The following is a 24,221-nucleotide window of genomic DNA, read 5'->3' as shown; positions in this document are numbered from 1 at the left end:
TTTTAGTATTTTATTTTCTTAAAAAGATGAGATAATATTAAAGAATAATAATTTAAACTTAAAAGAAATGGCATAGTAATTCTATGTCATTTCTTTTTTTATAAATTTAAATAAATTACATGTACATTGGAAATAAATAAATTAAGATGAATTTTAAAAGTATTATAATGAGAGCGTTTTATATAAAAAACCTTTAAAAATTAGTTTTTTCTAAGTAGTATTATATCTGCATATATTGATTTTAAAGAATAAATACTTATTAATATTAGTAAACTTTTTAATAAAGGGTAATTATGGTACAATTATTAAAATAAACATATTAATAAAATTGCTTTCCATAGGAGTGTGAAAAATGAATTTTAAAGAGAATAATATTTATAGTGGATTTAAACTTTTAAACATAGAAAACTTAGAAGAAATAGGTGGAGTCGGATTAACATTTGAACATGAAAAAACTAAGGCTAAGCTTATAAAAATATTAAGTGAAGATGATAATAAATGCTTTGCAATAGGATTTAGAACTCCTCCAGAAAATAGTACTGGAGTTCCTCATATTTTAGAGCATTCAGTTTTATGTGGATCTAGAAAGTTCAATACTAAAGAACCTTTTGTAGAGCTTTTAAAAGGATCATTAAATACATTCTTAAATGCTATGACATATCCAGATAAAACAATATATCCAGTAGCATCAAGAAACGAAAAAGATTTTATGAATCTTATGGATGTATATTTAGATGCAGTATTATATCCCAATATATATAAGCATAAAGAAATATTTATGCAAGAAGGATGGCATTATTATATAGAAAATAAGAAGGATGAATTAAAATATAATGGTGTTGTTTATAATGAGATGAAGGGAGCGTATTCATCTCCAGATTCTTTATTATACAGAAAAATTCCTGCAACAATATATCCAGATACTTGTTATGCATTATCTTCAGGTGGAGATCCTGATGAAATACCTAACTTAACTTATGAAGAGTTTTTAGCTTTTCATGAAAAATACTATCATCCATCCAATTCCTATATTTTCTTATATGGTAACGGAGATACAGAAAATGAATTAGAATTTATAAATAATGAGTATTTAAAAGACTTTGAATATAGAAATATAGATTCAGAAATAAAGAAACAAAAACCTTTTAAAGAAATGAAAGAAGAGAGTTTTACTTATGGAGTAGCTGAAAGCGAAGATTTAAATCATAAGAGTTATTATAGTCTAAACTTTGTAATAGGAGATGCTACAGATAGTGAAAAGGGATTAGCATTTGATGTTTTAGCTTATCTTTTAACAAGAAGTACAGCGGCTCCTTTAAAGAAAGCTTTAATAGATGCTGGTATAGGAAAAGCTGTATCTGGCGATTTTGATAATTCAACTAAACAATCAGCATTTACTGTTTTAGTTAAGAATGCAGATCTTAATAAGGAAGAAGAGTTTAAAAAGGTTGTAATGGATACTTTAAAGGAATTAGTTGAAAATGGTATAGACAAAGAACTTATAGAGGCTTCAATAAATAGAGTAGAATTTGAACTAAGAGAGGGAGACTATGGTTCTTACCCAAGTGGATTAATTTATTATTTAAAGGTAATGGATAGTTGGCTTTATGATGGAAAGCCATACGTTCATTTAAAATATGAGAAAGATCTTGAAAAAGTAAAGACTGCTTTAACAAGCAACTATTTTGAAAAATTAATTGAAGAATACATGCTTAATAATACGCATTCTTCACTTGTTTCACTACATCCTGAAAGAGGAATAAATGAAAAGAAATTAGAGGAATTAAAGAAAAAATTAGAAGACATAAAAAATAGTTTTGATGAAAAAACTTTAGATGAAATAATAAACAACTGTAAGAAGTTAAAGGAAAGACAAAGCACACCGGATAAAAAGGAAGATTTAGAGAGCATTCCTATGTTATCTTTAGAGGATATAAACAAAGATGCTACAAAAATTCCTATGGAAGAAAAAGAGATAGAGGGAATTAAAACATTACATCACGACTTCCATACTAATAAAATAGATTATGTTAATTTCTTCTTTAATACAAGTAGTGTTCACCAGGACTTAATACCTTATGTTGGATTACTATGTGACATACTAGGTAAATGTGGAACAGAAAAATACGATTATTCTAAATTATCAAATGCAATAAATATAAATACAGGTGGAATAAGTTTTGGTGCTATAACCTTTGCTAACTTAAAAGAAAATAATGCCTTTAGACCGTATTTAGAAATTTCATATAAAGCATTAAGCAGTAAGACTAATAAAGCTATAGAATTAGTTGAAGAGATTTTAAATCACACTGATTTAGATGATATGGATAGAGTTATGCAACTAATCAGAGAAAAGAGAGCTAGATTAGAAGGTGCTATTTTTGATAGTGGCCATAGAATAGCCATGAAAAAGGTTTTATCATATTGCACAAGTAGAGGAGCTTATGATGAAAAAATAAGTGGATTAGATTACTATGATTTCTTAGTTAGCATAGATGATGATAGTAAAAAGTCAATTTTATCAGAAAGATTAAAAAAGGTAAGAGAGTTAATATTTAATAAGGAAAATATGCTTATAAGCTATTCAGGCAAAGAAGAAGAGTATGAAAACTTTAAAGAAGAAGTCAAGTATTTAATAGATAAAATAAAAGATGAAAAATTTGATAAAGTAGATTATAAGTTCGATTTAGGAAATAAAAATGAAGGACTTTTAACTCAAGGAAATGTACAATATGTAGCTAAAGGTGGTAATTATAAAGCTGATGAATACAAATATTCAGGTGCCTTATCACTATTAGAAAGCATTTTAGGATTTGATTATTTATGGAATACTGTAAGAGTTAAAGGTGGAGCCTATGGAGTATTTTCTAATTTTAGGAGAGATGGTGGAGCTTATATAGTTTCATATAGAGATCCTAATATTGTAGAGACATTAAAGGCTTATGATAATATACCTAATTATTTAGAAAATTTTGAAGCTGATGAAAGAGAAATGACAAAATATATTATAGGTACAATAAGGAAATATGATCAACCTTTAAGCAATGGAATAAAAGGAGATATAGCAGTTTCATATTATTTAAGTAACTTTAGCTATGAGGAGCTACAAAAGGAAAGAGAAGAAATAATAAATGCAAATATTGAAAAAATCAAGAGTTTTGCACCTATGGTTAAGGATTTAATGAAAGAAGAATATATTTGCGTGTTAGGAAATCAAGAGAAAATAAAAGAAAATAGAAATTTATTTAATAATATTAAAAAGGCTATAAAATAAGCCATATTCAATAAATTATTATAACTAAAATAAAGCAAGTATAAGACCTTACTAAATTTGATGATTTTTTATTATTATAATTGAAAAATTAGAATAATAAAAAAATTATTTAGTAAGGTCTTTTAATTTTAAATTAAACTTAAAAAATTAAAAATATAAAAATAAAATATGATATAATATTATTTATTGTACATAGAAAGGAAGACGGACATAAATGGATTTTGTTGCAATAGACTTTGAAACTGCTAACGAGAAAAGAAATAGTGCTTGTTCTATTGGATTGACTATTGTTAAAAATAATGAGGTTGTAGAGGAAAAATATTTTTTGATAAAACCTTGTGAAATGAGATTTCAGCCTATGAATATATGGATACATGGAATCAGACCAGAGGATGTAGAAAAAGAAAAGACCTTTGATGAAATTTGGAAAGAAATAAAGGATTATATAGATGGCAATTTAGTAATTGCCCACAATGCAGCTTTTGATATTAGTGTACTTAGAAAAACTTTAGATTTTTATAATATATCTTATCCAGACTTTGAATATGCTTGTACTGTTGTTATGGCAAAAAATTATTATAAAAATTTACCAAATCATAAATTAGGAACTGTCAGTGAAGCTTTAGGCTTTGAATTTTCTCATCACCATGCAGGAGAGGATGCTAAAGCCTGTGCTAATATACTTATTAACATATGTAAAGACTTGGAGATTAACTCTGTTGAAGAGCTTTCAGATAAGCTTGCAATTAGAATAGGAGCTGTTTATGATAAGGGATATAAGCCTTCAGGGAAAAAGGGAGAATGTAGGTATTCGAGTAATCTAAAATTTAAAGAAGATAAAAAAGAAGGAAAATCTTCTTTAAAATGCAAGAGTGTAGTTTTTACTGGTCCTTTAAGCTCAATGTCTAGAGAGGAAGCTATAGGCAATGTAATAAGATGTGGAGGATCTGTTTCTAGTTCCGTTAGTAAAAAAACAAATTATTTAATTACAGGTATTAAAGAATTAGAGAAATTAAAAGAATCTGAAAAGAGTATTAAATTAAAAAAAGCTGAAAAGCTAATAAAAGAAAATTTTGATATTAAGATTATAAGTGAAGAAGAATTTTTATCAATAATAGAGTAAATGAATGGTATCTTATAAAGTTTTGTAAGATACTTTTTTATTATTTCTATTATAATTTTAATAGAAATAACTGAGCAGAATTTTTAATATAATAATACTATAGCAAAAGAAAGGAAGGTTATTATCTTTTCATTTTAGTTGAAGAATTTCTTTATTTAAAGTAAAATTTATTATACTGAAATAAATTAGTAAAATTAATTAATTTATGTAATAATAAATTTAGTTATTAAAGTTAATTAGAAAATTAGAGGTGGTTAAATGGATAAATTATTTACTATAAGTGGAGTGGATTTTTTAGAAAAGGATTTTCAAGATAATATAAATGAATTTCAAGATATAATACCTATAATACAAGATTTTCAAGATGAGTTGAAATTAGAAAAGATAGAGTGTATAGATAAGAATGACTGCTGCTTTAAAACTAAGGAAAACTATATATGCGAGCTTATAGGAGCTTTAACTAAAGATGATGAATTTTATTCGTTAAATGAGTTAAGAAGCGATTATGAGAGATTTAAAGATGAAATGCTATATCCTTTTGGAATACAAGTTTATAAATGTACAGCATGTAATAAATGGATTATAAATTTATTAGAGGAGTAAGCCTTAATATATGGATAAACTAAAGGAGAATATTAAAGAGGTAGGTCATAAAGTTTCTGATTTTTTTAAGAAGGGAAAAAATAAGATTATAAGGGAAAAAGATCCTAAAATAATTATTTTATGTCTTATATCCTTAATTGGAATTATAGTAGTTCTATATGGTAATGTTAGCAGTAAAAGAAGTGATGTTATAGAACAATTAGCTAATTCTTTGAATAAAGGGAATGAAAGAGCTTTAATGAATTTAATAGAAGAGGGGGATATGAATTCAGGAATAACAAAAGAGGAACTAACTCCCTATATTGATTTTTTTAAAGAGGATAAAACTAGAGTAAATAAATTGATTCATTCTCTAGAGAATGGAGAAGAAATATATTCCACAAAATTAGAATCTAGAAAAAGTTTCTGGGGTGAAAAGTGGTATATAGTAATAGAAAAAAAAGATTTACTTGTATCATCAAATTTCCAAGAATCAAGTGTATATTTAAACAATAATTTCATAGGAACAACAAATAGTTCTGGAAGTTTAAAAATTCCTAATTTAATTCCTGGTATTTATAATCTTAAAGTTGAAAAGAAAGCATATAATTCTAACCTTGTGGAAGAAAAAAGCATAATTTTTATGGATGATAATAAAGTAGATATACCTTTAAATGGAACTTTAATTACAGTAAAAAGTAGCTTTGATGATAGTAATGTTTATATAAATGGAGAAGATTCAGGTATAAAGGTTAGGGATTTTAAAGATGTAGGGCCTTTTCCAAAGGATGGCTCAACTTATTTAACTATTAAGTGCAATACTCCTTGGGGAGAAATAGATAGTGAGAAAGTATATATAAAAGATCATCCAGAGATAAAAATAGAATTAGACTTAAAGAATACAGTTATTAAAGATGATGTAGAAAAAGTTGTTAAAGAATTCTATAATAGTGTTTTTCAATCTTTAAATTCAGAAGATAAAAATGATATAAAAGATGCTACAGCTAATGTTAAAGAAAATATATACTCAACATTAAGTCAAAAATATTTCTTTTTAAAGAATGATTATGATATAAGTGATTTACAGATTAAGATGGAAAATAGTTCTATAGAACGTAATCATGGGTTATATGAGGCTAATATTGTTGTTAATGTATCTTATAAAATAAAGAAGAAGATACTAGGAATAGATGTTAAGAGTGATAATGTAGAAAAGAATTTCTTCACAAAGATGAAATATGAAAATGGAAAATGGTTAGTTTATGACGTTCAAGATTTCTCTTTACCTGGAATAGAAGAAAATAATAATAACCAATAAAAATGAAAAAACAGATTGATAATTATCAATCTGTTTTTTTCATTTTTATAGAGTAATAGCAGTATCAAGAGCAACTTCCATCATTTTAGTGAATGTTGTTTGACGTTCTTCAGCAGTAGTTTCCTCCGCTGTTATTAAATGATCACTTATAGTAAGTATTGTTAAAGCATTAACTCCATACTTAGCAGCTAAAGTATATAAAGCCGCAGTTTCCATTTCAACAGCTAAGGTGCCAAATTTAGCCCATTGTTTCCATGCCTCAGGGTTATCATTATAGAAACTATCAGCTGTGAATACACTACCAACTTTAGGGCTATATCCTTTCTCCACAGCAGTATCATAAGCGGCTTTTAAAAGTTTAAATGATGCTGTTGGAGCGAAATCTAAACCGTTAAATCTAACTTTGTTTATTGCAGAATCAGTATGAGATGACATTGCTAAAACTAAATCTCTAACCTTTACATCTTCTTGCATACCGCCAGCAGTACCAACTCTTATTAAATTTTTAACTCCGTAATCTCTTATAAGTTCGTTGACATAAATAGAAATTGAAGGAACTCCCATACCAGTACCTTGAACTGATATTCTTTTTCCTTTATATGTTCCTGTATATCCTAACATGCCTCTAACTTCGTTATAGCAAACTGGATTTTCTAAAAATGTCTCAGCTATAAACTTAGCTCTTAAGGGATCTCCTGGTAATAAAATAGTTTCGGCTATTTGACCTTCTTTTGCACCTATATGAACGCTCATAATGTACCTCCTCGTAATGTAAATGTTTTTGTAAATAAATTTTATCATAAATAGTGAAAAAATGCTAAAAATTATAAAAAATTAAAATTTTATTTAAGTAGTTAAACATTGTTTCTTGTGCTATATTATTAAGTAATAGTAATTTAGTATTATTATTTTATATTATATTTTAAAAAGAAAATAATGAGGTGATAATTTTGTTGAATATAGATAGAAATGAAATTAAGGATACTCCGGAGTATGAAAGCTTTGGTGAAAATGAATTCCCTTTAAAATATCTTAGTGCAGAAGAATTAGAAGAGTTGGGATTCAAAAAAAGTTGTTGTGGAAGTAGAGGAGGATGTCCTAAAAAAGATAATGGAACTTGTGGTGGGTGTTCAAGTGGAAGCTGTTCAGGGGGCGGTTGCTCAAATGGTGGCGGATGTTCAAAAGGGGGAGGATGCTGCAAGAATAAATAAAAAAATACATACTCATATGAGTATGTATTTTTTATTATTATTTTTTCTTTTTAGCAACTTCTATGTTAACAGTTCTTTTATTAAGTTTTTTACCCATTGATTTTTTCATAATGTTGTTTACAGCATCAGCATCAACGTTGGCAAAACAGAAGTTTTCTTTTATATCTATATCTCCAACTTGCTTAGGGCTTATTCTAGCAGTCTCTTTTAAGAAGTTTACAAGAGATTTAGGAGTTATACCATCTCTTCTTCCAACAGACATAAATAATCTAGTTTCATCCATTACAGGTGCTTCTATAGAATTTGAAGTGTACTCAAATGAAGATTCCTTATCAAATACTATTTTTAAAAGTGCAGCTGCAACATCTACTAAGCTATAATCTTCATCTAATTGAGTAGCTATTGGAATGAACTTTTGGAAGTCTTCTGAAGCTTCTTCTATTGTAGATTTTACAGTGTTTATTATGTTATTATGTTTGTTTTGGAATATTTCATCAACTGTAGGAACAGCTTTTCTTACTATTTTACTCTTAGTATGTTTTTGAATTTGCTTAAGCATCATATATTCTTTTGGAGTAACTAAAGAATACGCAACACCTTCTCTGTTAGCTCTACCAGTTCTTCCGATTCTATGTACATAACTTTCATTATCTTGAGGTAAATCGTAGTTTATAACGTGAGTTACACTTTCAACATCGATTCCTCTAGCCGCAACATCAGTAGCAACTAAGAAGTCTAAGCTTCCTTCTTTGAATTTTCTTAAAGTTTGAAGTCTATGGTTTTGGCTCATATCTCCGTGCATTCCTTCAACCATATATCCTCTAGCTTGCATTTTTTCTACAACTTCATCAACGCCTTTTTTAGTTTTGCAGAAAATTATTGCAGCATTTGGTTCATCAAAATCTAAAACTCTACAAAGTGTTTCGAATCTATCTCTATGTTTTATTTCAAAATAAAATTGTTCTATTTTTGAAACTGTTAAAGAACTTTTCTTTATTGCGATGTGCTTAGTATCTTCTTTCATATAGTTTTTAGCTAATTTTTTTATTTGTGGAGGCATAGTAGCAGAGAATAAAAGTGTTTGTCTATCAGTGCTTAATGATTTAACAATCTCTTCTAAATCATCAATGAATCCCATGTTTAGCATTTCATCAGCTTCATCTAATACTAGGAATCCTATATCGTTAAGAGGTAAACTCTTTCTTCTTATTAAGTCTAATACTCTACCAGGTGTTCCAACTACTATATCAACACCATTTCTTAAAGCTCTAATCTGTCTATCTATTGGTTGACCACCGTATATTGGTAAAACAGAAAGTCTTTCGTGCTTACCAAGTCTTACAAGTTCTTCATTAACTTGTATAGCAAGCTCTCTAGTCGGTGCTAAAATAAGTGCTTTAGGAGTTTTCTTTTTTCCAGAAAAATCAGCATTGTTTATTATAGCGCATCCAAAAGCAGCTGTTTTACCAGTACCAGTTTGAGCTTGACCGATTATATCGTGTCCTTCTAGGGCTACAGGAATACTCTCAGCTTGTATTTGAGATGGTTCTTCAAATCCCATATCTTTTATAGCTTTAAGTAAGCTTTCCTTAAGACCTAAGTCATCAAATTTTATATTGTTCATTCTTTATCCTCTTTCTTTTCGTGTATTTTAGTTTTTAAATTTATTTTATTTTTAAAAAATTCTCACAATCAAACAAAGCTTATCATAACATAGTATCTCCATATAAGCAAATGATATTATTTAAAATAAGAATTAAAAAGTTTATTTAAATGTTTACTATAGGTTATAATATTATAAATTAAGAAGGAGAGTGAGGAATAGATTTGAAAATAGGAATTTCTTCAGCATGTTTTTATCCAGATTTTGAATTAGAAAAATCTATTAAGATAATGAAAGGATTGGATTTCGATACAGGAGAATTGTTTTTAAATACTTACTATGAATATAGTGATGAATTTTTATTCAAGTTAATAGAAGAAAAAGAGAAAAATAATTTTAATATAAAATCAGTACATTTTTTTTCATCTATGTACGAGCCTTATTTATTTGATGATTATAAAAGAAGAAGAAAAGATGCCTTAGACATATATAAAAATATATGTAAAGCAACCAATAAGTTAGGAGCTTCATCTTATACTTTTCATGGTATGAGAAAAAGAGAACTAGATCTTATTAATAAGAAAGAAGTTTTAGAAATATATAATGAATTAGCTTATATAGCTAGAGAAAACAATATATATTTATCTCAAGAAAATGTTTCTTGGTGTATGTCATCAGAGGTGAAATTTTTAGAGTTTTTAAAAAACAATATAAAATATGATATTAAATTTACTTGTGATATAAAACAAGCATATAAAAGTAATAAAAGTCCTCTTGATTATCTTGATATTATGGGAAATGATTTGGTTAATTTTCATATAAATGATAGAGATGAAAAAAGTATTTGTTTACTTCCAGGAAAGGGAATAGTTGATTACAAACCTATATTTGAAAAACTAAGCAATATAGGATATAAAGGACCATTAGTAATTGAAGTTTATAGAGAGAATTTTAAAAGATATGAAGAATTAAAAGATGTCAAATATTTTATAGAAAAAAATCTACTAGTATGGTAAAATGTATAAATGTAAGAATAAAATTAAAGAAATATTTGATAAAAAAAGAAATTATATGTTATAATTGCCTAGGTTAATTCATAAAAAGATGAATTAAAAGGCTATTTACAGGAGGAATATACAATGGAAGCTAAAATGAACAAAATAGACACAAATGTTGTAGAATTAGAAATTAAAGTTGATGCTAAAGACTTTGCTGAGGCATTAAAGAAGTCTTACAATAAAAACTCAAAGAAGTTTAACATACCAGGATTCAGAAAAGGAAAAGTTCCAATGAACATGGTTAAAAAATTCTATGGAGTAGAAGTTTTATTTGATGATGCAATAAACACTTGTATAGATAAAACTTATGGAGTTGCTTTAGAAGAAAACGACATAAGACCAGTTGATTATCCACAAATCGAAGTAGTTGAAGTTGGAGAAGGAAAAGACTTAGTTTACAAAGCTAAAGTTACTACTTATCCAGAAGTTACTTTAGGAGACTACAAAGGATTAGAAGTTGAAGAAGTATCTTACGAAGTTAAAGACGAAGATATCGAAAAACAATTAGCTGATATGCAAGCTAGAAATGCTAGAGTTGAAACTAAAGAAGAAGGAACAGTTGAAAACGGAAATATCGCTGTTATAGATTTCAAAGGATTCATCGATGATGTAGCATTCGAAGGTGGAGAAGGAAAAGATTATCCATTAGAAATAGGTTCAGGAAGTTTCATAGATAACTTCGAAGAGCAATTAGTTGGATTAAAAGCTGGAGAAAGCAAAGATGTTAATGTAACATTCCCAGAATCTTATGGAAAAGAAGATTTAAACGGAAAACCAGCTAAATTCGAAGTAACTGTAAAAGAAATAAAAGTTAAAGAATTACCAGCTTTAGATGATGAGTTTGCTAAAGAAGTTTCAGAGTTCGATACTTTAGAAGAATTAAAAGCTGACTTAAAAGAAAAAGCTGTAAAAGCTAACGAATTAAGAGCTAAGAGAGAAATGGAAGAAAAAGTTATAAACGCTGTAGTTGATAACGCAACAGTAGAAATTCCAGAAGCTATGATAAACAGAGAAGTTGAAAACATGGTAAGAGATTTAGAAATGAGATTAGGACAACAAGGACTAAGCTTAGAGCAATACTATGAGTTCACTGGAAGTACTGAAGACAAAATGAAGTCTTACATGAAAGAGAACGCTGAGAGAAAAGTTAAAACTGACTTAGTTATGAATGCTATAACTAAAGCAGAAGCTATAGAAGCTACTGAAGAAGAGTTAAAAGCAAAAGCTGAAGAAGTTGCTAAAATGTACTCAAACGGAGCAGAAACAGAAAAAATGGTTGAGCTTTTATTAAACGCTCAAAAAGAAGCTTTAGAGTTAGATGTTAAAAGAGAGAAAACTTTAAAAATGTTATTTGAATCTTTAAAATAATAAAATAAACAAACTTTCAGATAATTGCCAGGAAGTATTTCTTGGCAATTATTTTAAAATTAAAAGTTTATTTGAAAAAGAAACAATTAACAAATCACTATTTTTTTTATATAATAATTATGATAATGTATGTTTTAGTGAGAAATATGGCAATATTATAATTAGAGTTTTTAAAAGGAGGGAATTTCATGAGCAATTTAGTACCTATGGTAATTGAACAAACAAGCAAAGGTGAAAGAAGTTACGATATATTCTCAAGATTATTAAAAGATAGAATAATAATGTTAAGTGGAGAGGTTAATGATGTAACAGCTAACCTTGTTGTTGCACAATTATTATTCTTAGAAAGTGAAGATCCAGATAAAGATATACATCTTTACATAAATTCGCCAGGTGGTTCTATAACTTCAGGTATGGCAATTTATGATACTATGCAATATATAAAACCTGATGTATCTACAATCTGTATCGGTATGGCTGCTTCCATGGGAGCATTCTTATTATCTTCAGGTGCAAAAGGAAAAAGATTTGCATTACCAAATGCTGAAATAATGATACACCAACCTTTAGGTGGATTCCAAGGTCAAGCAACTGATATAGATATTCATGCTAAGAGAATATTAAAGATAAAAGATAAATTAAATCAAGTATTAAGTGAAAATACAAATCAACCTCTTGAAAAAATAAAGGTAGATGTTGAGAGAGATTATTTCATGGAAGCATCAGAAGCTGTAGAATATGGATTAATAGATAAAGTTATAGAAAGAAAATAATCTACAACTTAAATCTTATTGAAAGTTGAGGTGGATGAGATGGGAAAATTCGAAGATAAAAAGCAATTAAGATGTTCTTTTTGTGGTAAAAATCAGGAACAGGTTAAGAGATTAATCGCAGGTCCTGGTGTATATATATGTGATGAATGTATAGAACTTTGTTCAGAAATTATAGAAGATGAATTTGAGGGAAATACACAAACATCACCATTAGAAGCAAGTAATCTTCCAAAGCCACAAGAAATTAAAGACTATTTAGATCAATATGTAGTTGGCCAAGAGAGATCTAAAAAGTCTTTAGCAGTAGCAGTTTATAATCACTATAAGAGAATAAATGCTAATAAGGCAGAAGATGACGTTGAACTACAAAAAAGTAACATACTTTTATTAGGTCCTACTGGTTCAGGTAAGACATTACTTGCACAAACTCTTGCTAAGATGTTAAATGTTCCATTTGCTATTGCTGATGCTACAACATTAACAGAAGCAGGATATGTTGGTGAAGACGTTGAAAATATACTTTTAAAGCTAATTCAAAATGCAGATTATGATGTTGAGAGAGCTGAAAAAGGTATAATATATATAGATGAGATAGATAAGATTGCTAGAAAATCAGAAAATCCATCTATTACAAGAGATGTTTCAGGAGAAGGTGTTCAACAAGCCTTACTAAAAATATTAGAAGGAACAACAGCTTCAGTACCACCACAGGGTGGAAGAAAGCATCCTCATCAAGAGTTTATACAAATTAATACTTCAAATATATTATTTATTTGTGGTGGAGCTTTTGATGGAATAGATAAAATAATAGAAAAAAGAGGCACTAAGAGTTCTATAGGATTTGGCGCTGAAGTTAAAGGGAAAAGCGAAAAAAATGTTGGAGAACTTTTAAAGGATATAATGCCTGGAGATTTATTAAAATTCGGATTAATTCCAGAATTTGTTGGTAGATTACCAGTTCTAGTAACTTTAGAAGCTCTAGATAATGAAGCTCTAGTAAGTATTTTAACTAAGCCAAAGAATGCTTTAGTTAAACAATACAAGAAGTTATTTGAGCTTGATAATGTAAAGCTAGACTTTACAGAAGAGGCATTGAAAGCTATTGCTGACGAAGCTATAAATAGAAAAACCGGTGCTAGAGGATTAAGAGCTATAGTAGAAGAAACTATGATGGATATAATGTTTGAAATACCATCAGAAGAAAGTATAGTGAAAGCTACTATAACAGAAGAAACAATAAAAGATAGAAAAGAGCCTGAAGTTGAGAAACTTCCAGAAGGAGAAGTTAGACCAACTTTAAGAACTGAAAAGAAAAGTAAAAGTAGAAAAGATATAGAAACTGCTTAGTAAAAAAAGATGCGTACTAGTATGCATCTTTTTTTTTGGATTTTTTGGAATATCATCACATTAATAAGTAAATACTAACCTTAAAGAACGGGAGGTATTAAAGATGAATAGTTACACATTTATAATGTTATTGCAATTGCTTATATCAGTTTTATTTTTCGTATATATGAGTAATTCAGTTAACAATAAGAAGAAAAATAATAATGTATTAGAAAAAGAAAACGAAAAAGAAATGGAAAAGTTAAATAAACTAAGGATGATAAAGTTAACAGAGCCTTTAACTGAAAAGAGTAGACCTAGTAAATTAGAAGAAATAATAGGGCAAGAAAAAGGAATAAAAGCTCTTAAAGCTGCATTGTGTGGACCAAATCCACAGCATGTAATAATATATGGTCCTCCAGGAGTAGGTAAAACAGCGGCTGCTAGAATAATTTTAGAGGAAGCAAAAAGAATGGTTTCATCTCCTTTTAACAAGGATTCTAAGTTTGTTGAAATTGATGCAACAACTCTAAGATTCGATGAGAGAGGAATAGCAGATCCTTTAATAGGATCTGTACATGATCCTATATATCAAGGGGCGGGTTCTTTAGGTATAGCAGGAGTGCCTCAACCAAAACCAGGAGCGGTAACTAAGGCACATGGAGGAATACTTTTTATTGATGAAATAGGAGAATTACATCCAATTGAATTAAATAAGCTTCTTAAGGTTTTAGAAGATAGAAAGGTTTTTTTAGATTCAGCTTATTACAGTTCAGAAGATCCGAATACACCTAGATATATAAAGGAAATATTTGATAATGGATTACCAGCAGATTTTAGATTGATTGGAGCTACTACAAGAAGTCCAGAAGAAATTGTTCCAGCCATAAGATCAAGGTGTGTAGAGATATTTTTTAGAGGATTAACTGTTGAAGAGATTAGAGAAATCGCCTTAAATGCAACTAAAAAAGTTGGATATAGAATAAGTGATGAAGGATTGGATATAGTAGCTAGATATTGTACTAATGGAAGAGAGGTTATAAATTTAGTTCAATTATGTTCTGGTCTTGCTATAAATGAAAATAGGGATTATATAAAAGAAAGTGATATTTATTGGGTTATTGAAAATGGTCAATATAATCCGAGAATGGAAAGAATGATAAATGATAAGCCGGAGATTGGATATGTGAATGGTTTGGCTGTATATGGTGCCAATAATGGAGCTTTAATGGAGATAGAAGCTACAGCCAAGGCTTCAAAAAATAATGTTGGAAATATAAAAATTACAGGAATAGTAGATGATGAAGAATTAGGTGGAGGAGAGAAAAAAATAAAGAGAAAGAGCACTGCATATTGTTCTGTACAAAATGTATTAACTGTTTTAGATAATATATTTAATTTAAATTCAAAAGAATATGATATTCATGTGAATTTTCCAGGAGGAATACCAGTTGATGGGCCATCGGCTGGAATAAGTATAGCTACGGCTATATATAGTGCAATAAAGGGGATTCCTGTGAGCAACAGAGTTGCTATGACTGGCGAGATATCAATAAAGGGTAAGGTAAAACCAATTGGTGGAGTAAATGCTAAAATCTTAGCAGCAAAGAGAGCAGGAGCAGAATTAGTCATAGTTCCCAAGGAAAATTTAAGTAGTGTAACAAGAGATATTGATGGAATAAAGATAGTAGGAGTTAAAGGAATTGAAGAGGTTTTAAAACTTGCACTTTTTGAAGAAGAAAGTGTTAAAGAAGATAATTTGACAATTAAGGATAATGCAGCATTTTTTGGTGCTGGTGCCTTGAATGCAGAATCTTTAAAGAAAGCTAACACTTAAAGTGTTAGTTTTCTTTTATGCAATTAATTAAGGTTGAAAAAAACTTATAATATGTGTATACTTGTTAAAGGCTATATATTTACATAATATATAGTTATTAATTTTTTTGGAGGGGATATTTATGAAAGAAGATAAATTAATTCTTCCTTTAATTCCTCTAAGAGGTTTAACTGTATTTCCTAATATGGTTATATACTTTGACGTTGGTAGGGAAAAGTCAATAGAAGCTGTTGAAAAAGCTATGGCAGGAGACCAAAAAATATTTTTAGCAGCTCAGAAGGATATAGAAATTGACAAACCAAGTGAAGATGACATCTTTAATATAGGTACAATCTGTGAAATAAAACAAATTGTAAAAATGCCAAAGGATACTATAAGAGTTTTAGTAGAAGGTATTGAAAGAGCAAAGATGGATGAATTCTTTGATAAAGAGGAATTACTTGAAGCATCAATAGAAAAAATAGATATTGATAATGAAGTTGACCATGAAATTGAAGCTTTATCAAGAAAGTTAAAAGATGACTTTTTTGAATTTTTAGATATTACGGCAAGTAGTGGAATAAATGGTGTTGATTTATTTGATAATCTAGAAGAAGAAAAAGACTTGAATAAGGTTACTGATTTAATTTCTTCATATGTTCTTATAAAACAAGAGGATAAACAAGATATTCTTCAAACTTTAAACCTTAAGGAAAGAATGGAAAAATTAATATTCTATGTGAAACAAGAAATTGAAGTAGCTAAGATAGAAAAAAGAATAGGTACTAAGGTTAAGAAGAAACTTGATAAAGGACAAAGAGAATACTATTTAAGAGAACAAATAAAGGTTATCCAAGAAGAACTTGGGGAAGATGATGAAAATAAAAAGGCTATAATAGATTTTGAAAAAATAATAGAAGAGAAAAAGTTACCAAATCAAGTTAAAGAAAAAGCTCAATATGAAATTTCAAAACTTAAAGCTTCATCACCATATTCACAAGATGGAGGAGTTACAAGAACTTATTTAGAAAATTTATTGGACATGCCTTGGGGAGAATACACCAAGGATACTTTAGATATAAAGGAAGCTAGGAAAGTATTAGACAAAGATCATTATGGATTAAAAGACGTAAAGGACAGAATTCTTGAATACTTAGCTGTAAAACAAATAAGTAATTCATTAAGAGGTCCTATCCTTTGTCTAGTTGGTCCTCCAGGAGTAGGTAAAACTTCTATAGCTAAAAGTGTTGCGACTTCATTAAATAGAAACTTTGTAAGAATGTCTTTAGGTGGAGTTAGAGATGAGGCTGATATAAGAGGTCATAGAAGAACTTACGTTGGGGCAATTCCAGGAAGAATAGTTACTGGATTAAAAGAAGCTAAAAGCATGAATCCAGTTTTCTTACTAGATGAAATTGATAAGTTAGGAATGGATTTTAAAGGGAATCCAGCTGATGCTTTATTAGAAGTTTTTGATAATGAACAAAATAAAACTTTTAGAGATCACTATTTAGAAGTAGACGTAGATTTATCAGAGGTTATGTTTATAACAACAGCAAACTCTTTAGATGGAATTCCAAGACCTCTTTTAGATAGAATGGAATTAATAGAGGTATCAGGATATACTTATGAAGAAAAATTTAGAATAGCTAAAAGATATTTAGTACCGAAGGCTTTAAAAGAACATGGAGTAAGTAGTAAAAAAATAAACATATCTGATTCAGCTTTAAAGCTTATTATAGATAGTTATACAAGAGAGTCAGGAGTAAGAAATCTTCAAAGACAGATAGCTAATGTTATAAGAAAAGGAATAAGGGATATAATAGAAAAGAATAAGGAAAAGCTAAATATATCCACAAAATTAGTTGAAAAATATCTAGGACCTAAGATATTTAGCTATGAAGAGATTGATAAAGAAGATAAAGTTGGAGTAGTAACAGGAATGGCTTGGACAGCTTATGGTGGAGATACTCTACCTGTAGAAGTAATGGTCATGGATGGTAAAGGAAGACTAGAACTTACAGGTCAACTTGGAGATGTAATGAAGGAATCTGCAAGAGCAGCATACTCTTATGTTAGAGCTCATATGAAAGAGTTAGGAATAAAAGATGAATTTTATTCTAAGAAAGATATTCACATACATGCTCCTGAAGGAGCTGTTCCTAAGGATGGTCCTTCTGCTGGGGTTACTATGACTACTGCCTTAGTATCAGCATTAACTGGTAAAAAAGTTAAGCATAATGTTGCTATGACAGGAGAAATAACTTTAACTGGAAAAGTTCTAGCTATTGGTGGATTAAAAGAGAAATGTTTAGCAGCAAGAAGAATTGGAATTGATACAGTTATAGTTCCTAAAGAAAATGAAAAAGATGTAATTAAACTTCCTAAGATAGTTAAGGATAGTTTAAATATAATACTTGCAGATAAAATTGATGATGTATTAAAAAATGCATTGGTTGGAGTTGAAAAATAATGAAAATAAAAAGTTCGGAATTTATAATATCAGCGGTTAAGAGAGAGCAATACCCTGATGACAATTTACCTGAGATTGCTTTTGTTGGTAGATCAAATGTTGGTAAGTCTTCTATAATAAATTCATTAACAAATAGAAGAGGATTAGCAAAGGTAAGTCAAACTCCAGGAAAAACTAGATTAATAAACTTTTTCTTATTAAATAAAGAGTTTTACTTAGTAGATTTACCTGGATACGGATATGCTAAGGTATCTAAAAAGGAAAAAGCATCTTGGGGTGCTACGATAGAAAGATACTTAATAAATAGAGAACCATTAAAAAAGGTTGTTTTATTAGTAGATTGTAGACATAAACCTACTGCTGATGATATTCAAATGTATGAATGGATAAAGCACTATGGATATGAAGTTGTAGTAGTTGCAACAAAGAGTGATAAGATATCTAACAATCAAATAGGAAAAAGTGAAAAACTTATAAAAGAAACTTTAGGTTTACCTAAAGATTATAAATTGAAGTTTTTCTCTTCACTAAATAAAAAGGGAAAAGATGAACTTGTAGATTATCTATTTGATGATTTAGTGGAAGAAAATTAAATTTAAAAGATTTATTATATAGTTAACCTTTTAGAAGTTTTAAGAATATAATATTAAAAGATAGCCATGAAGGATTATGCCTTCATGGCTATTTTTTTTGAAGTATATGCTAGGCTATAAAGATATATTACAAAATATTGAAAAAAATCCATAAACAAGTGTCAAAAAATATAAGTCAGAATACTATATAGTATAAAGAAAATATATGGAGGCAAATTTTATGGATTTAAATGAAATCTTAGAAGGAATATCAGATAATAATTGGAGAGACGATCGTGACTGTGATAGGTCTAGATCAAGAAGGGTTTCTAGATCCAGACGTAGATCAAGATCAAGAAGATGTGATATAGACAGAATTTTAAGAGATTGTTGTGACTTTGACAGATCAAGATCAAGAAGATGTGACTTTGGAAACTTTGGATTTGGCTGCGGTGGTGGAATATGGACTTTAATCTGGCTGATACTTCTATGTTGTGGCGGATTTGGCGGCGGCTGTGGCGGATTTGGAGGTTCCGGCAATAGAGGTTGTTGTTGTTGTTGTGATGATGATTGTTGTTGCTGCTGTGGAAACCAAGGCGGATTCGGCGGATTTGGCGGATTTGGCGGATTCGGAGGCGGCGGTTGTAGCTGGTTAATCTGGATAATTATTTTAGTAGTTCTATGTGGCGGTAACGGCTTCGGCTTCGGAAATAACAGCGGAGATGGTTTCTTTGGTAATTGCGGATGTTAGTAATGGTTTTTAGAAATTCAAAAAGGAGTGAACATTATGAGTAGAAAAAAATGCTGCAAATGCAAATGTTGTAAATGCAAATGTTGTAAATGTAAATGCAAACATGGCAAATGCAAATGTAAGAAACAAGATTGCTGTTGTGTAGGAAATAGTTTTTCAGGAGTAAATAATTGTTCAGGATTTGATCCTTGTACAGTATTGCCAACACTCTTAGTATTACAAAGCTCAGGCTTATTATGCAATGATAGAGCATTTATCTTATTCTTATTATTCTTGCTATGTGGTGGTACAAATAATACAAATAGCTGCGGCTGTAATTGTTGTTAGAATAATATGTGGAGGGTTTTTTAACCCTCCTAAAAAAATAAGAAATATAGTACATATCAAAAATATATTAAGGGGGATAGGAGATGTCAAAACGTAGACATAAGAACAAAAACAATCAAAATTCAAACTCAAATTCAAACTCAAATTCAAATTCAAATTCAAATTCAAAGCAAGGAAATATGATGGGAGGATTAAATCCTCAAATGTTAGATATGCTAGGTCTTGGGAATATAGATATGAATAAAGTTTCTGAAGTTTTATCTTCTATGGGAAATAATGGATTCGATATGAGCTCTATAAGTTCAATGTTAAATAATCAACAAGGAGGAAAAAAAGACTCGCCAAGTAATTATAAAGAAGAAAAGGGGAAAATGAATAATAACAATAATAATCCTTTGGCAGCCATGATGGGAGGAGGAAATCCTATGGGAGATTTAGGACCACTTATGGGATTATTAGGTGGAGGAGGATCACCAAATGGTGCAATGAATCCTATGGGTGGCATGGGAGGATTGGGAGCTCTTGCTAATATGTTAGGTGGAAGTATGGGGAAAGGTAATTCAGGAGGCAATAGCATTAATAGTAGTGTCAGTATGGATCCTATAGTTACTATGCTACTTTCTCTTAGAAATTTTGTTGATCCCCAAAGAGCTAGATTTTTAGATAAAGTTTTAAGAATGTATAAGGAAGGAAAAATAACATATTAATATATGAAACATTTATGGATAAAGAGGTTAAATTAAAATCATATGATTTTAACTTAACCTCTTTTTATTTCTTTGAATGAAGATTAATTGAACTTATAAGAAAAGTATCATCAACTTTTTCTAATTGTATTGTAAAATTAATCTGTGATTTAGAGCTACTATTTTCTTTTGAAATTTTATTAAAATTTATACTCCATGAGCAAGTAGTTATTTCTCCTTTGTTATTCCAAACGATATCTCTGAAAAAAGCATCTTGAAAGGTATAGTAATAAAGCTCTTTTTCTAGTCGCCATATTTGAGATAAGTCCTCAGATGGAATATAACTTATAAATATGTTTGGAAGTTCGGAGAGTTCATAATTTAATGAGATTATATCTATGAAACTAATGATAGGATATAATCCAGGAGGTTCTATGGAATCATAGGATATGTTTTTTGTTTTTTTATTTAAAAGCATATACTTTTGGATATTTTCCTTAGAATCTGTTAAAGAAAATGAAATTATTTTTGGCGTTTTTCCATTATTTGAATCTATAATTCCTAATACATTATTTGTAGAATAAAAAATATCTTCAAAACTTTCTCCAGTCCATTTAAATAGATGTTGAATAGAAACATTATCTTCTGAGGATTGAATCATTATCTCTGGAATATTATTTCTATCTAAATCTAATAGGTTTAAAGTCATTGGCCAATTAGAAGAAAATTTACCTAAAGAATTAATTTTTTTATTTGGAATTAAGTCATAGTTTTTATCATTAATACTTGCATAAACATGATATTTTTGTTCGTTTTCTAATTCAATATATATATAATCTTCTTTACCATCACCATTTAAATCTGCTTTTACAGTTTGTTCTTGTATATGATCATTAATAATAGCCTTAGTAGAAGTTTTTTTAAAGGAAACTACTAAAACAAAAGAAATTAAAATAAGCATAAAATAAGTGAGTTTTTTTATATGATTTTTATTTATAGAACTCATAAAATCACCTCAATTAGATTATATGTAGATATTATATTTTTTATTAACTTGTAATTTTTTTTTTGTACTTTGAACAAAATATATTAAAGGTGGTGATTAATATGCTTTATAAAACTCATATTGAAATAGGAGAAAATACATTAAAAACTATTGAGGGAAGAGGAAGAAAATTAATTGATGAAAAGAGTTTCTTAAAAGGGAATGTTCTTCCAGACATATCACCTAAATATAGACTGAAGAAACATGGTAGAAAGCAGTTTGAAAAGATTATTGAGGAGAAGATAGTTCATTTAACAAGCTTAAATAGCTATAACATAATAAATCAATTAGGAAAAGAAAAGTTTAGTATAGAATTGGGAGTAATATGTCATTTTCTATGTGATTTCTTTTCATTACCTCACGATGAAGAATGGGGATTTAAAGAAAGTGTAACACTTAAGCATGTCTTATATGAGAAAAAGTTACATAAGGTTTTAAGTAAAAAGGTAATAATAAGTGATAGCTATAAGATATTGGGAAATTCCAACTATGATGATTTTTTAAGAGAAGCTTTGAAAAAATATAGAAAATTATATGGCCATCATAATGACTTGTTTTTTGCTATGTATCTTACTAATTCAGTCACAAGATATATTTTAGAGTGTATAGAAAAAAATGATAAAAAAGAACTTTTAAGAGAAAAATACGTTGCTTTTTAATAAAAACTAATAATATTACATATTATTATAAAAAGGGTAAATGATAGGAGGATATTATGATAATATTAGCAAAGAGATTTAATATAAAAGGAGTTATATATAACTTAATGAATTATAATGAATACAATATAAGAAAATATAGCTCTTTTTATAGATAGTAATTGGAGGGAATAGCTTAATAAAAGCTATTCTTTTTTTGAACTAAAGGGGGAGGAGGAAACTTGAAAAAAGTATAACTTAGTATATACTTAAAAGTATAGATATATACTTTATTGAGTATTTAAAGTTTTTATAAGGAGACAAAAAAATGAAAATGAATAGAAACGATTTATGTTGGTGTAATAGTGGGAAAAAATATAAAAAATGTCATATGGAATTTGATGAGAGAATAGAAAATTTAGCTAGAGAAGGTTTTGAAGTTCCTACTAGAGATATAATAAAAAATGAAGAACAAATAGAAGGAATAAGAAAAAGTGCAGAAATAAATAATGCTGTCTTAGATTTAGTTGCAGAAAAAATAAAGGCAGGAATGAGTACTGAAGATATAGACAGAATAGTACATGACTATACAATAAGTAAAGGGGCTATTCCAGCGCCACTTAATTATGGCGGATTCCCTAAAAGTGTATGTACATCAATAAACGATGAGGTTTGTCATGGAATTCCAGATAAAAATATAATCCTTAAAGAAGGGGATATAATAAATGTAGATGTTTCTACTATATACAATGGATATTATTCAGATGCTTCAAGAATGTTTATTATAGGAGAAGCTAGTGAAAATGCTAAAAGACTAGTTAGAGTTGCTAAAGAGTGCTTAGAAAAAGGAATTGAAGCAGTTAAACCTTGGGGATTCTTAGGAGATATAGGAGCAGCAATTCAAGAACATGCTGAAAAGAATGGATATTCAGTTGTAAGAGATTTTGGGGGCCATGGAGTAGGGTTAAAATTCCATGAGGATCCGTTTGTATATCATTATGGTGATGCAGGAGAAGGAATGATATTAGTTCCAGGAATGATATTCACTATAGAGCCTATGATAAATGAAGGAAAATATGATGTATTTGTGGATGCTGATAATGATTGGACTGCATTAACTATGGATGGCTCTCTTTCAGCTCAATGGGAGCATACTATATTAGTAACAGAAGATGGAATAGAAATAATAGCTAAATAGTAAAAAGTTTTAAAGGCTTTCTAGTTTAAATTAGAAAGCCTTTAAAAATACATACTTATTGGTGCTATTAACACAGTTGGAGATTTAATTTTAGGATCAGGGTATTTGGGAATAGGTATATCAAGATTTTTTATTAAATCTAAATAAGGGGAAATTGAATTTAGTAAATTAATATAATAATTTTCTTGCGTAAGTTTTCGTAAGAGGTTTATACAATCATTACCATCTGTACAAACTTTAATAACCTTACCTAGAACATTACAACTACAGTTACATTTATCATAAACATAGCAATCTCCATTTAAAAAATATTTAGAATTTGTATTAAGTATTGCCGTATAATCAGAACAATTCATAATTATATCTTCAGTAGAAGTGCAAGAGAGTTTAGTTTTGATTGATTTTAATAAATTCAATATTATTGAAAAATTTAACTTGCCTAAGTTCTTATCTACTAAAAGAGAATCAAGTAGTTCTATAGGAAAACATTCCAATAAGCTTATGATTGAATCTAAATAGGATGACATTGAGGTTTCAGTTATGCATCCTTTTATTCTTATATAATCTCCTTCTGAAATATTTGAATTAATAAAGGAGATGTCATTTATATCTTTTAGTGCATTTGAATCAGTCATTCTCGTAATCATATTATTGTGTATTTCAAAGGTGGTAAAAATTCTCTTTATCTCTTCTTCAGTTCTTCCAAATATTCTACTTTCTACACTTCGATCATTTCCATAAAAAGTTGTTTCATTGAAATCATTTGCTCTATTATTAGTCTTAAAACCCTTATTATAAGATTTACTTTTTCCGTCACTACAAAATATTTTATTATTTTCATCTAAGTGGATTCTTCCAGCTAAGGTGTTATCACATATTCTTCTAGAAGTTCGTATATCTATAAATCCATTCAAATATACAGAGGATAGGCTTTTAATTAAGTATTCATCTATGTATATAAAGAGGTTTAAAAGATCATTCATTATTATTCTCCTAACTTAACATGCTGTTATTATAATTTATATTATAAAGATTTATTTACTATGAATATTTAAGATAATAAAGTAATAATAGATTGG

Annotated in this window: 21 protein-coding genes; 17 read left to right on the top strand and 4 right to left on the bottom strand. The window is 28.7% G+C overall.

Annotated features, from left to right (window positions below; translation table 11 throughout):
* The first annotated feature begins 352 nt into the window (after positions 1-352).
* The 4 genes from OIF33_RS01140 to OIF33_RS01125 all read left to right on the top strand — a co-directional run bounded on the left by OIF33_RS01140 (position 353) and on the right by OIF33_RS01125 (position 6,297).
* The gene (locus OIF33_RS01140) at positions 353-3,274 is read left to right on the top strand and encodes an insulinase family protein (RefSeq protein WP_322502389.1); all 2,922 of its coding nucleotides are present in this window, start codon (positions 353-355) and stop codon (positions 3,272-3,274) included.
* Positions 3,275-3,488: 214 nt separating this feature from the next.
* Positions 3,489-4,397 carry an exonuclease domain-containing protein gene (locus tag OIF33_RS01135; protein ID WP_322502388.1) on the top strand — a complete coding sequence of 303 codons (909 nt, stop codon included), beginning with the start codon at positions 3,489-3,491 and terminating at the stop codon, positions 4,395-4,397.
* Between the two features lie 258 nt (positions 4,398-4,655).
* On the top strand, positions 4,656-5,000 hold the full coding sequence (locus OIF33_RS01130) for a hypothetical protein (protein WP_322502387.1): 345 nt from the start codon (positions 4,656-4,658) through the stop codon (positions 4,998-5,000).
* 10 nt (positions 5,001-5,010) lie between these two features.
* The gene (locus tag OIF33_RS01125; protein WP_322502386.1) at positions 5,011-6,297 is read left to right on the top strand and encodes a TcaA 3rd/4th domain-containing protein; all 1,287 of its coding nucleotides are present in this window, start codon (positions 5,011-5,013) and stop codon (positions 6,295-6,297) included.
* 45 nt (positions 6,298-6,342) lie between these two features.
* Here the strand turns inward: OIF33_RS01125 and deoD are convergent, their stop codons facing one another.
* Positions 6,343-7,050 carry a purine-nucleoside phosphorylase gene (gene deoD, locus OIF33_RS01120; RefSeq protein ID WP_322502385.1) on the bottom strand — a complete coding sequence of 236 codons (708 nt, stop codon included), beginning with the start codon at positions 7,048-7,050 and terminating at the stop codon, positions 6,343-6,345.
* A 200-nt stretch (positions 7,051-7,250) separates the two neighbouring features.
* Between deoD and OIF33_RS01115 the strand changes: the two genes are divergently transcribed.
* Positions 7,251-7,508, top strand: coding sequence for a hypothetical protein (locus tag OIF33_RS01115; RefSeq protein WP_322502384.1), 258 nt, complete (start codon positions 7,251-7,253; stop codon positions 7,506-7,508).
* Between the two features lie 37 nt (positions 7,509-7,545).
* Here OIF33_RS01115 and OIF33_RS01110 read toward each other — a convergent pair whose 3' ends face one another.
* Positions 7,546-9,132: a DEAD/DEAH box helicase gene (locus OIF33_RS01110; RefSeq protein WP_322502383.1), complete on the bottom strand. Its 1,587-nt coding sequence runs from the start codon at positions 9,130-9,132 to the stop codon at positions 7,546-7,548.
* 203 nt (positions 9,133-9,335) lie between these two features.
* Between OIF33_RS01110 and OIF33_RS01105 the strand changes: the two genes are divergently transcribed.
* The 10 genes from OIF33_RS01105 (at position 9,336) to OIF33_RS01060 (ending at position 20,282) form a co-directional block, all read left to right on the top strand.
* A complete protein-coding gene (locus OIF33_RS01105; protein ID WP_322502382.1) occupies positions 9,336-10,127 on the top strand; it encodes a sugar phosphate isomerase/epimerase in 792 nt (263 codons plus the stop codon).
* Positions 10,128-10,250: 123 nt separating this feature from the next.
* The gene (tig, locus tag OIF33_RS01100) at positions 10,251-11,537 is read left to right on the top strand and encodes a trigger factor (RefSeq protein ID WP_322502381.1); all 1,287 of its coding nucleotides are present in this window, start codon (positions 10,251-10,253) and stop codon (positions 11,535-11,537) included.
* A 188-nt stretch (positions 11,538-11,725) separates the two neighbouring features.
* Positions 11,726-12,310 carry an ATP-dependent Clp endopeptidase proteolytic subunit ClpP gene (gene clpP, locus OIF33_RS01095; RefSeq protein ID WP_322502380.1) on the top strand — a complete coding sequence of 195 codons (585 nt, stop codon included), beginning with the start codon at positions 11,726-11,728 and terminating at the stop codon, positions 12,308-12,310.
* Positions 12,311-12,349: 39 nt separating this feature from the next.
* Entirely contained in the window at positions 12,350-13,657 is a 1,308-nt protein-coding gene (gene clpX / locus OIF33_RS01090) for an ATP-dependent Clp protease ATP-binding subunit ClpX (RefSeq protein WP_322502379.1), read from the top strand.
* Positions 13,658-13,760: 103 nt separating this feature from the next.
* Positions 13,761-15,473: an ATP-dependent protease LonB gene (lonB, locus tag OIF33_RS01085; RefSeq protein ID WP_322502378.1), complete on the top strand. Its 1,713-nt coding sequence runs from the start codon at positions 13,761-13,763 to the stop codon at positions 15,471-15,473.
* Between the two features lie 121 nt (positions 15,474-15,594).
* Complete coding sequence (lon, locus tag OIF33_RS01080; RefSeq protein ID WP_322502377.1) at positions 15,595-17,925, top strand: endopeptidase La; 2,331 nt, start codon at positions 15,595-15,597, stop codon at positions 17,923-17,925.
* Positions 17,925-18,518, top strand: a complete 594-nt coding sequence (gene yihA, locus OIF33_RS01075) for a ribosome biogenesis GTP-binding protein YihA/YsxC (protein WP_322502376.1) — start codon at positions 17,925-17,927, stop codon at positions 18,516-18,518. The genes lon and yihA overlap by 1 nt, the downstream gene beginning before the upstream one ends.
* A gap of 220 nt (positions 18,519-18,738) precedes the next feature.
* The gene (locus OIF33_RS01070; protein WP_322502375.1) at positions 18,739-19,248 is read left to right on the top strand and encodes a hypothetical protein; all 510 of its coding nucleotides are present in this window, start codon (positions 18,739-18,741) and stop codon (positions 19,246-19,248) included.
* 36 nt (positions 19,249-19,284) lie between these two features.
* Positions 19,285-19,575 carry a hypothetical protein gene (locus tag OIF33_RS01065; RefSeq protein ID WP_322502374.1) on the top strand — a complete coding sequence of 97 codons (291 nt, stop codon included), beginning with the start codon at positions 19,285-19,287 and terminating at the stop codon, positions 19,573-19,575.
* 83 nt (positions 19,576-19,658) lie between these two features.
* Entirely contained in the window at positions 19,659-20,282 is a 624-nt protein-coding gene (locus OIF33_RS01060) for a hypothetical protein (protein ID WP_322502373.1), read from the top strand.
* 64 nt (positions 20,283-20,346) lie between these two features.
* Here OIF33_RS01060 and OIF33_RS01055 read toward each other — a convergent pair whose 3' ends face one another.
* Complete coding sequence (locus OIF33_RS01055; protein ID WP_322502372.1) at positions 20,347-21,267, bottom strand: VCBS repeat-containing protein; 921 nt, start codon at positions 21,265-21,267, stop codon at positions 20,347-20,349.
* A 101-nt stretch (positions 21,268-21,368) separates the two neighbouring features.
* Between OIF33_RS01055 and OIF33_RS01050 the strand changes: the two genes are divergently transcribed.
* Both OIF33_RS01050 and OIF33_RS01045 read left to right on the top strand, forming a co-directional pair.
* A complete protein-coding gene (locus OIF33_RS01050; protein WP_322502371.1) occupies positions 21,369-21,965 on the top strand; it encodes a zinc dependent phospholipase C family protein in 597 nt (198 codons plus the stop codon).
* Positions 21,966-22,272: 307 nt separating this feature from the next.
* On the top strand, positions 22,273-23,142 hold the full coding sequence (locus OIF33_RS01045) for a methionyl aminopeptidase (protein ID WP_322502370.1): 870 nt from the start codon (positions 22,273-22,275) through the stop codon (positions 23,140-23,142).
* Between the two features lie 41 nt (positions 23,143-23,183).
* On the opposite strand, the gene OIF33_RS01040 is transcribed toward OIF33_RS01045, so the two are convergent.
* The gene (locus tag OIF33_RS01040; protein WP_322502369.1) at positions 23,184-24,125 is read right to left on the bottom strand and encodes a hypothetical protein; all 942 of its coding nucleotides are present in this window, start codon (positions 24,123-24,125) and stop codon (positions 23,184-23,186) included.
* Positions 24,126-24,221: the final 96 nt, after the last annotated feature.

Origin of the sequence: Clostridium sp. LIBA-8841 (genome assembly GCF_034439435.1) — a bacterium.
In the GTDB taxonomy this organism is placed as follows: domain Bacteria; phylum Bacillota; class Clostridia; order Clostridiales; family Clostridiaceae; genus Sarcina.
This window is presented reverse-complemented; position numbering and strand designations above follow the sequence as displayed.

Bases quoted from the DNA above. Each gene is read 5' to 3' on its own strand.
- OIF33_RS01140 (WP_322502389.1), top strand. From the start codon at position 353: ATGAATTTTAAAGAGAATAATATTTATAGTGGATTTAAACTTTTAAAC.
- OIF33_RS01135 (WP_322502388.1), top strand. From the start codon at position 3,489: ATGGATTTTGTTGCAATAGACTTTGAAACTGCTAACGAGAAAAGAAAT.
- OIF33_RS01130 (WP_322502387.1), top strand. From the start codon at position 4,656: ATGGATAAATTATTTACTATAAGTGGAGTGGATTTTTTAGAAAAGGAT.
- OIF33_RS01125 (WP_322502386.1), top strand. From the start codon at position 5,011: ATGGATAAACTAAAGGAGAATATTAAAGAGGTAGGTCATAAAGTTTCT.
- deoD (WP_322502385.1), bottom strand. From the start codon at position 7,050: ATGAGCGTTCATATAGGTGCAAAAGAAGGTCAAATAGCCGAAACTATT.
- OIF33_RS01110 (WP_322502383.1), bottom strand. From the start codon at position 9,132: ATGAACAATATAAAATTTGATGACTTAGGTCTTAAGGAAAGCTTACTT.
- tig (WP_322502381.1), top strand. From the start codon at position 10,251: ATGGAAGCTAAAATGAACAAAATAGACACAAATGTTGTAGAATTAGAA.
- clpP (WP_322502380.1), top strand. From the start codon at position 11,726: ATGAGCAATTTAGTACCTATGGTAATTGAACAAACAAGCAAAGGTGAA.
- clpX (WP_322502379.1), top strand. From the start codon at position 12,350: ATGGGAAAATTCGAAGATAAAAAGCAATTAAGATGTTCTTTTTGTGGT.
- lonB (WP_322502378.1), top strand. From the start codon at position 13,761: ATGAATAGTTACACATTTATAATGTTATTGCAATTGCTTATATCAGTT.
- lon (WP_322502377.1), top strand. From the start codon at position 15,595: ATGAAAGAAGATAAATTAATTCTTCCTTTAATTCCTCTAAGAGGTTTA.
- yihA (WP_322502376.1), top strand. From the start codon at position 17,925: ATGAAAATAAAAAGTTCGGAATTTATAATATCAGCGGTTAAGAGAGAG.
- OIF33_RS01070 (WP_322502375.1), top strand. From the start codon at position 18,739: ATGGATTTAAATGAAATCTTAGAAGGAATATCAGATAATAATTGGAGA.
- OIF33_RS01065 (WP_322502374.1), top strand. From the start codon at position 19,285: ATGAGTAGAAAAAAATGCTGCAAATGCAAATGTTGTAAATGCAAATGT.
- OIF33_RS01060 (WP_322502373.1), top strand. From the start codon at position 19,659: ATGTCAAAACGTAGACATAAGAACAAAAACAATCAAAATTCAAACTCA.
- OIF33_RS01055 (WP_322502372.1), bottom strand. From the start codon at position 21,267: ATGAGTTCTATAAATAAAAATCATATAAAAAAACTCACTTATTTTATG.
- OIF33_RS01050 (WP_322502371.1), top strand. From the start codon at position 21,369: ATGCTTTATAAAACTCATATTGAAATAGGAGAAAATACATTAAAAACT.
- OIF33_RS01045 (WP_322502370.1), top strand. From the start codon at position 22,273: ATGAAAATGAATAGAAACGATTTATGTTGGTGTAATAGTGGGAAAAAA.
- OIF33_RS01040 (WP_322502369.1), bottom strand. From the start codon at position 24,125: ATGAATGATCTTTTAAACCTCTTTATATACATAGATGAATACTTAATT.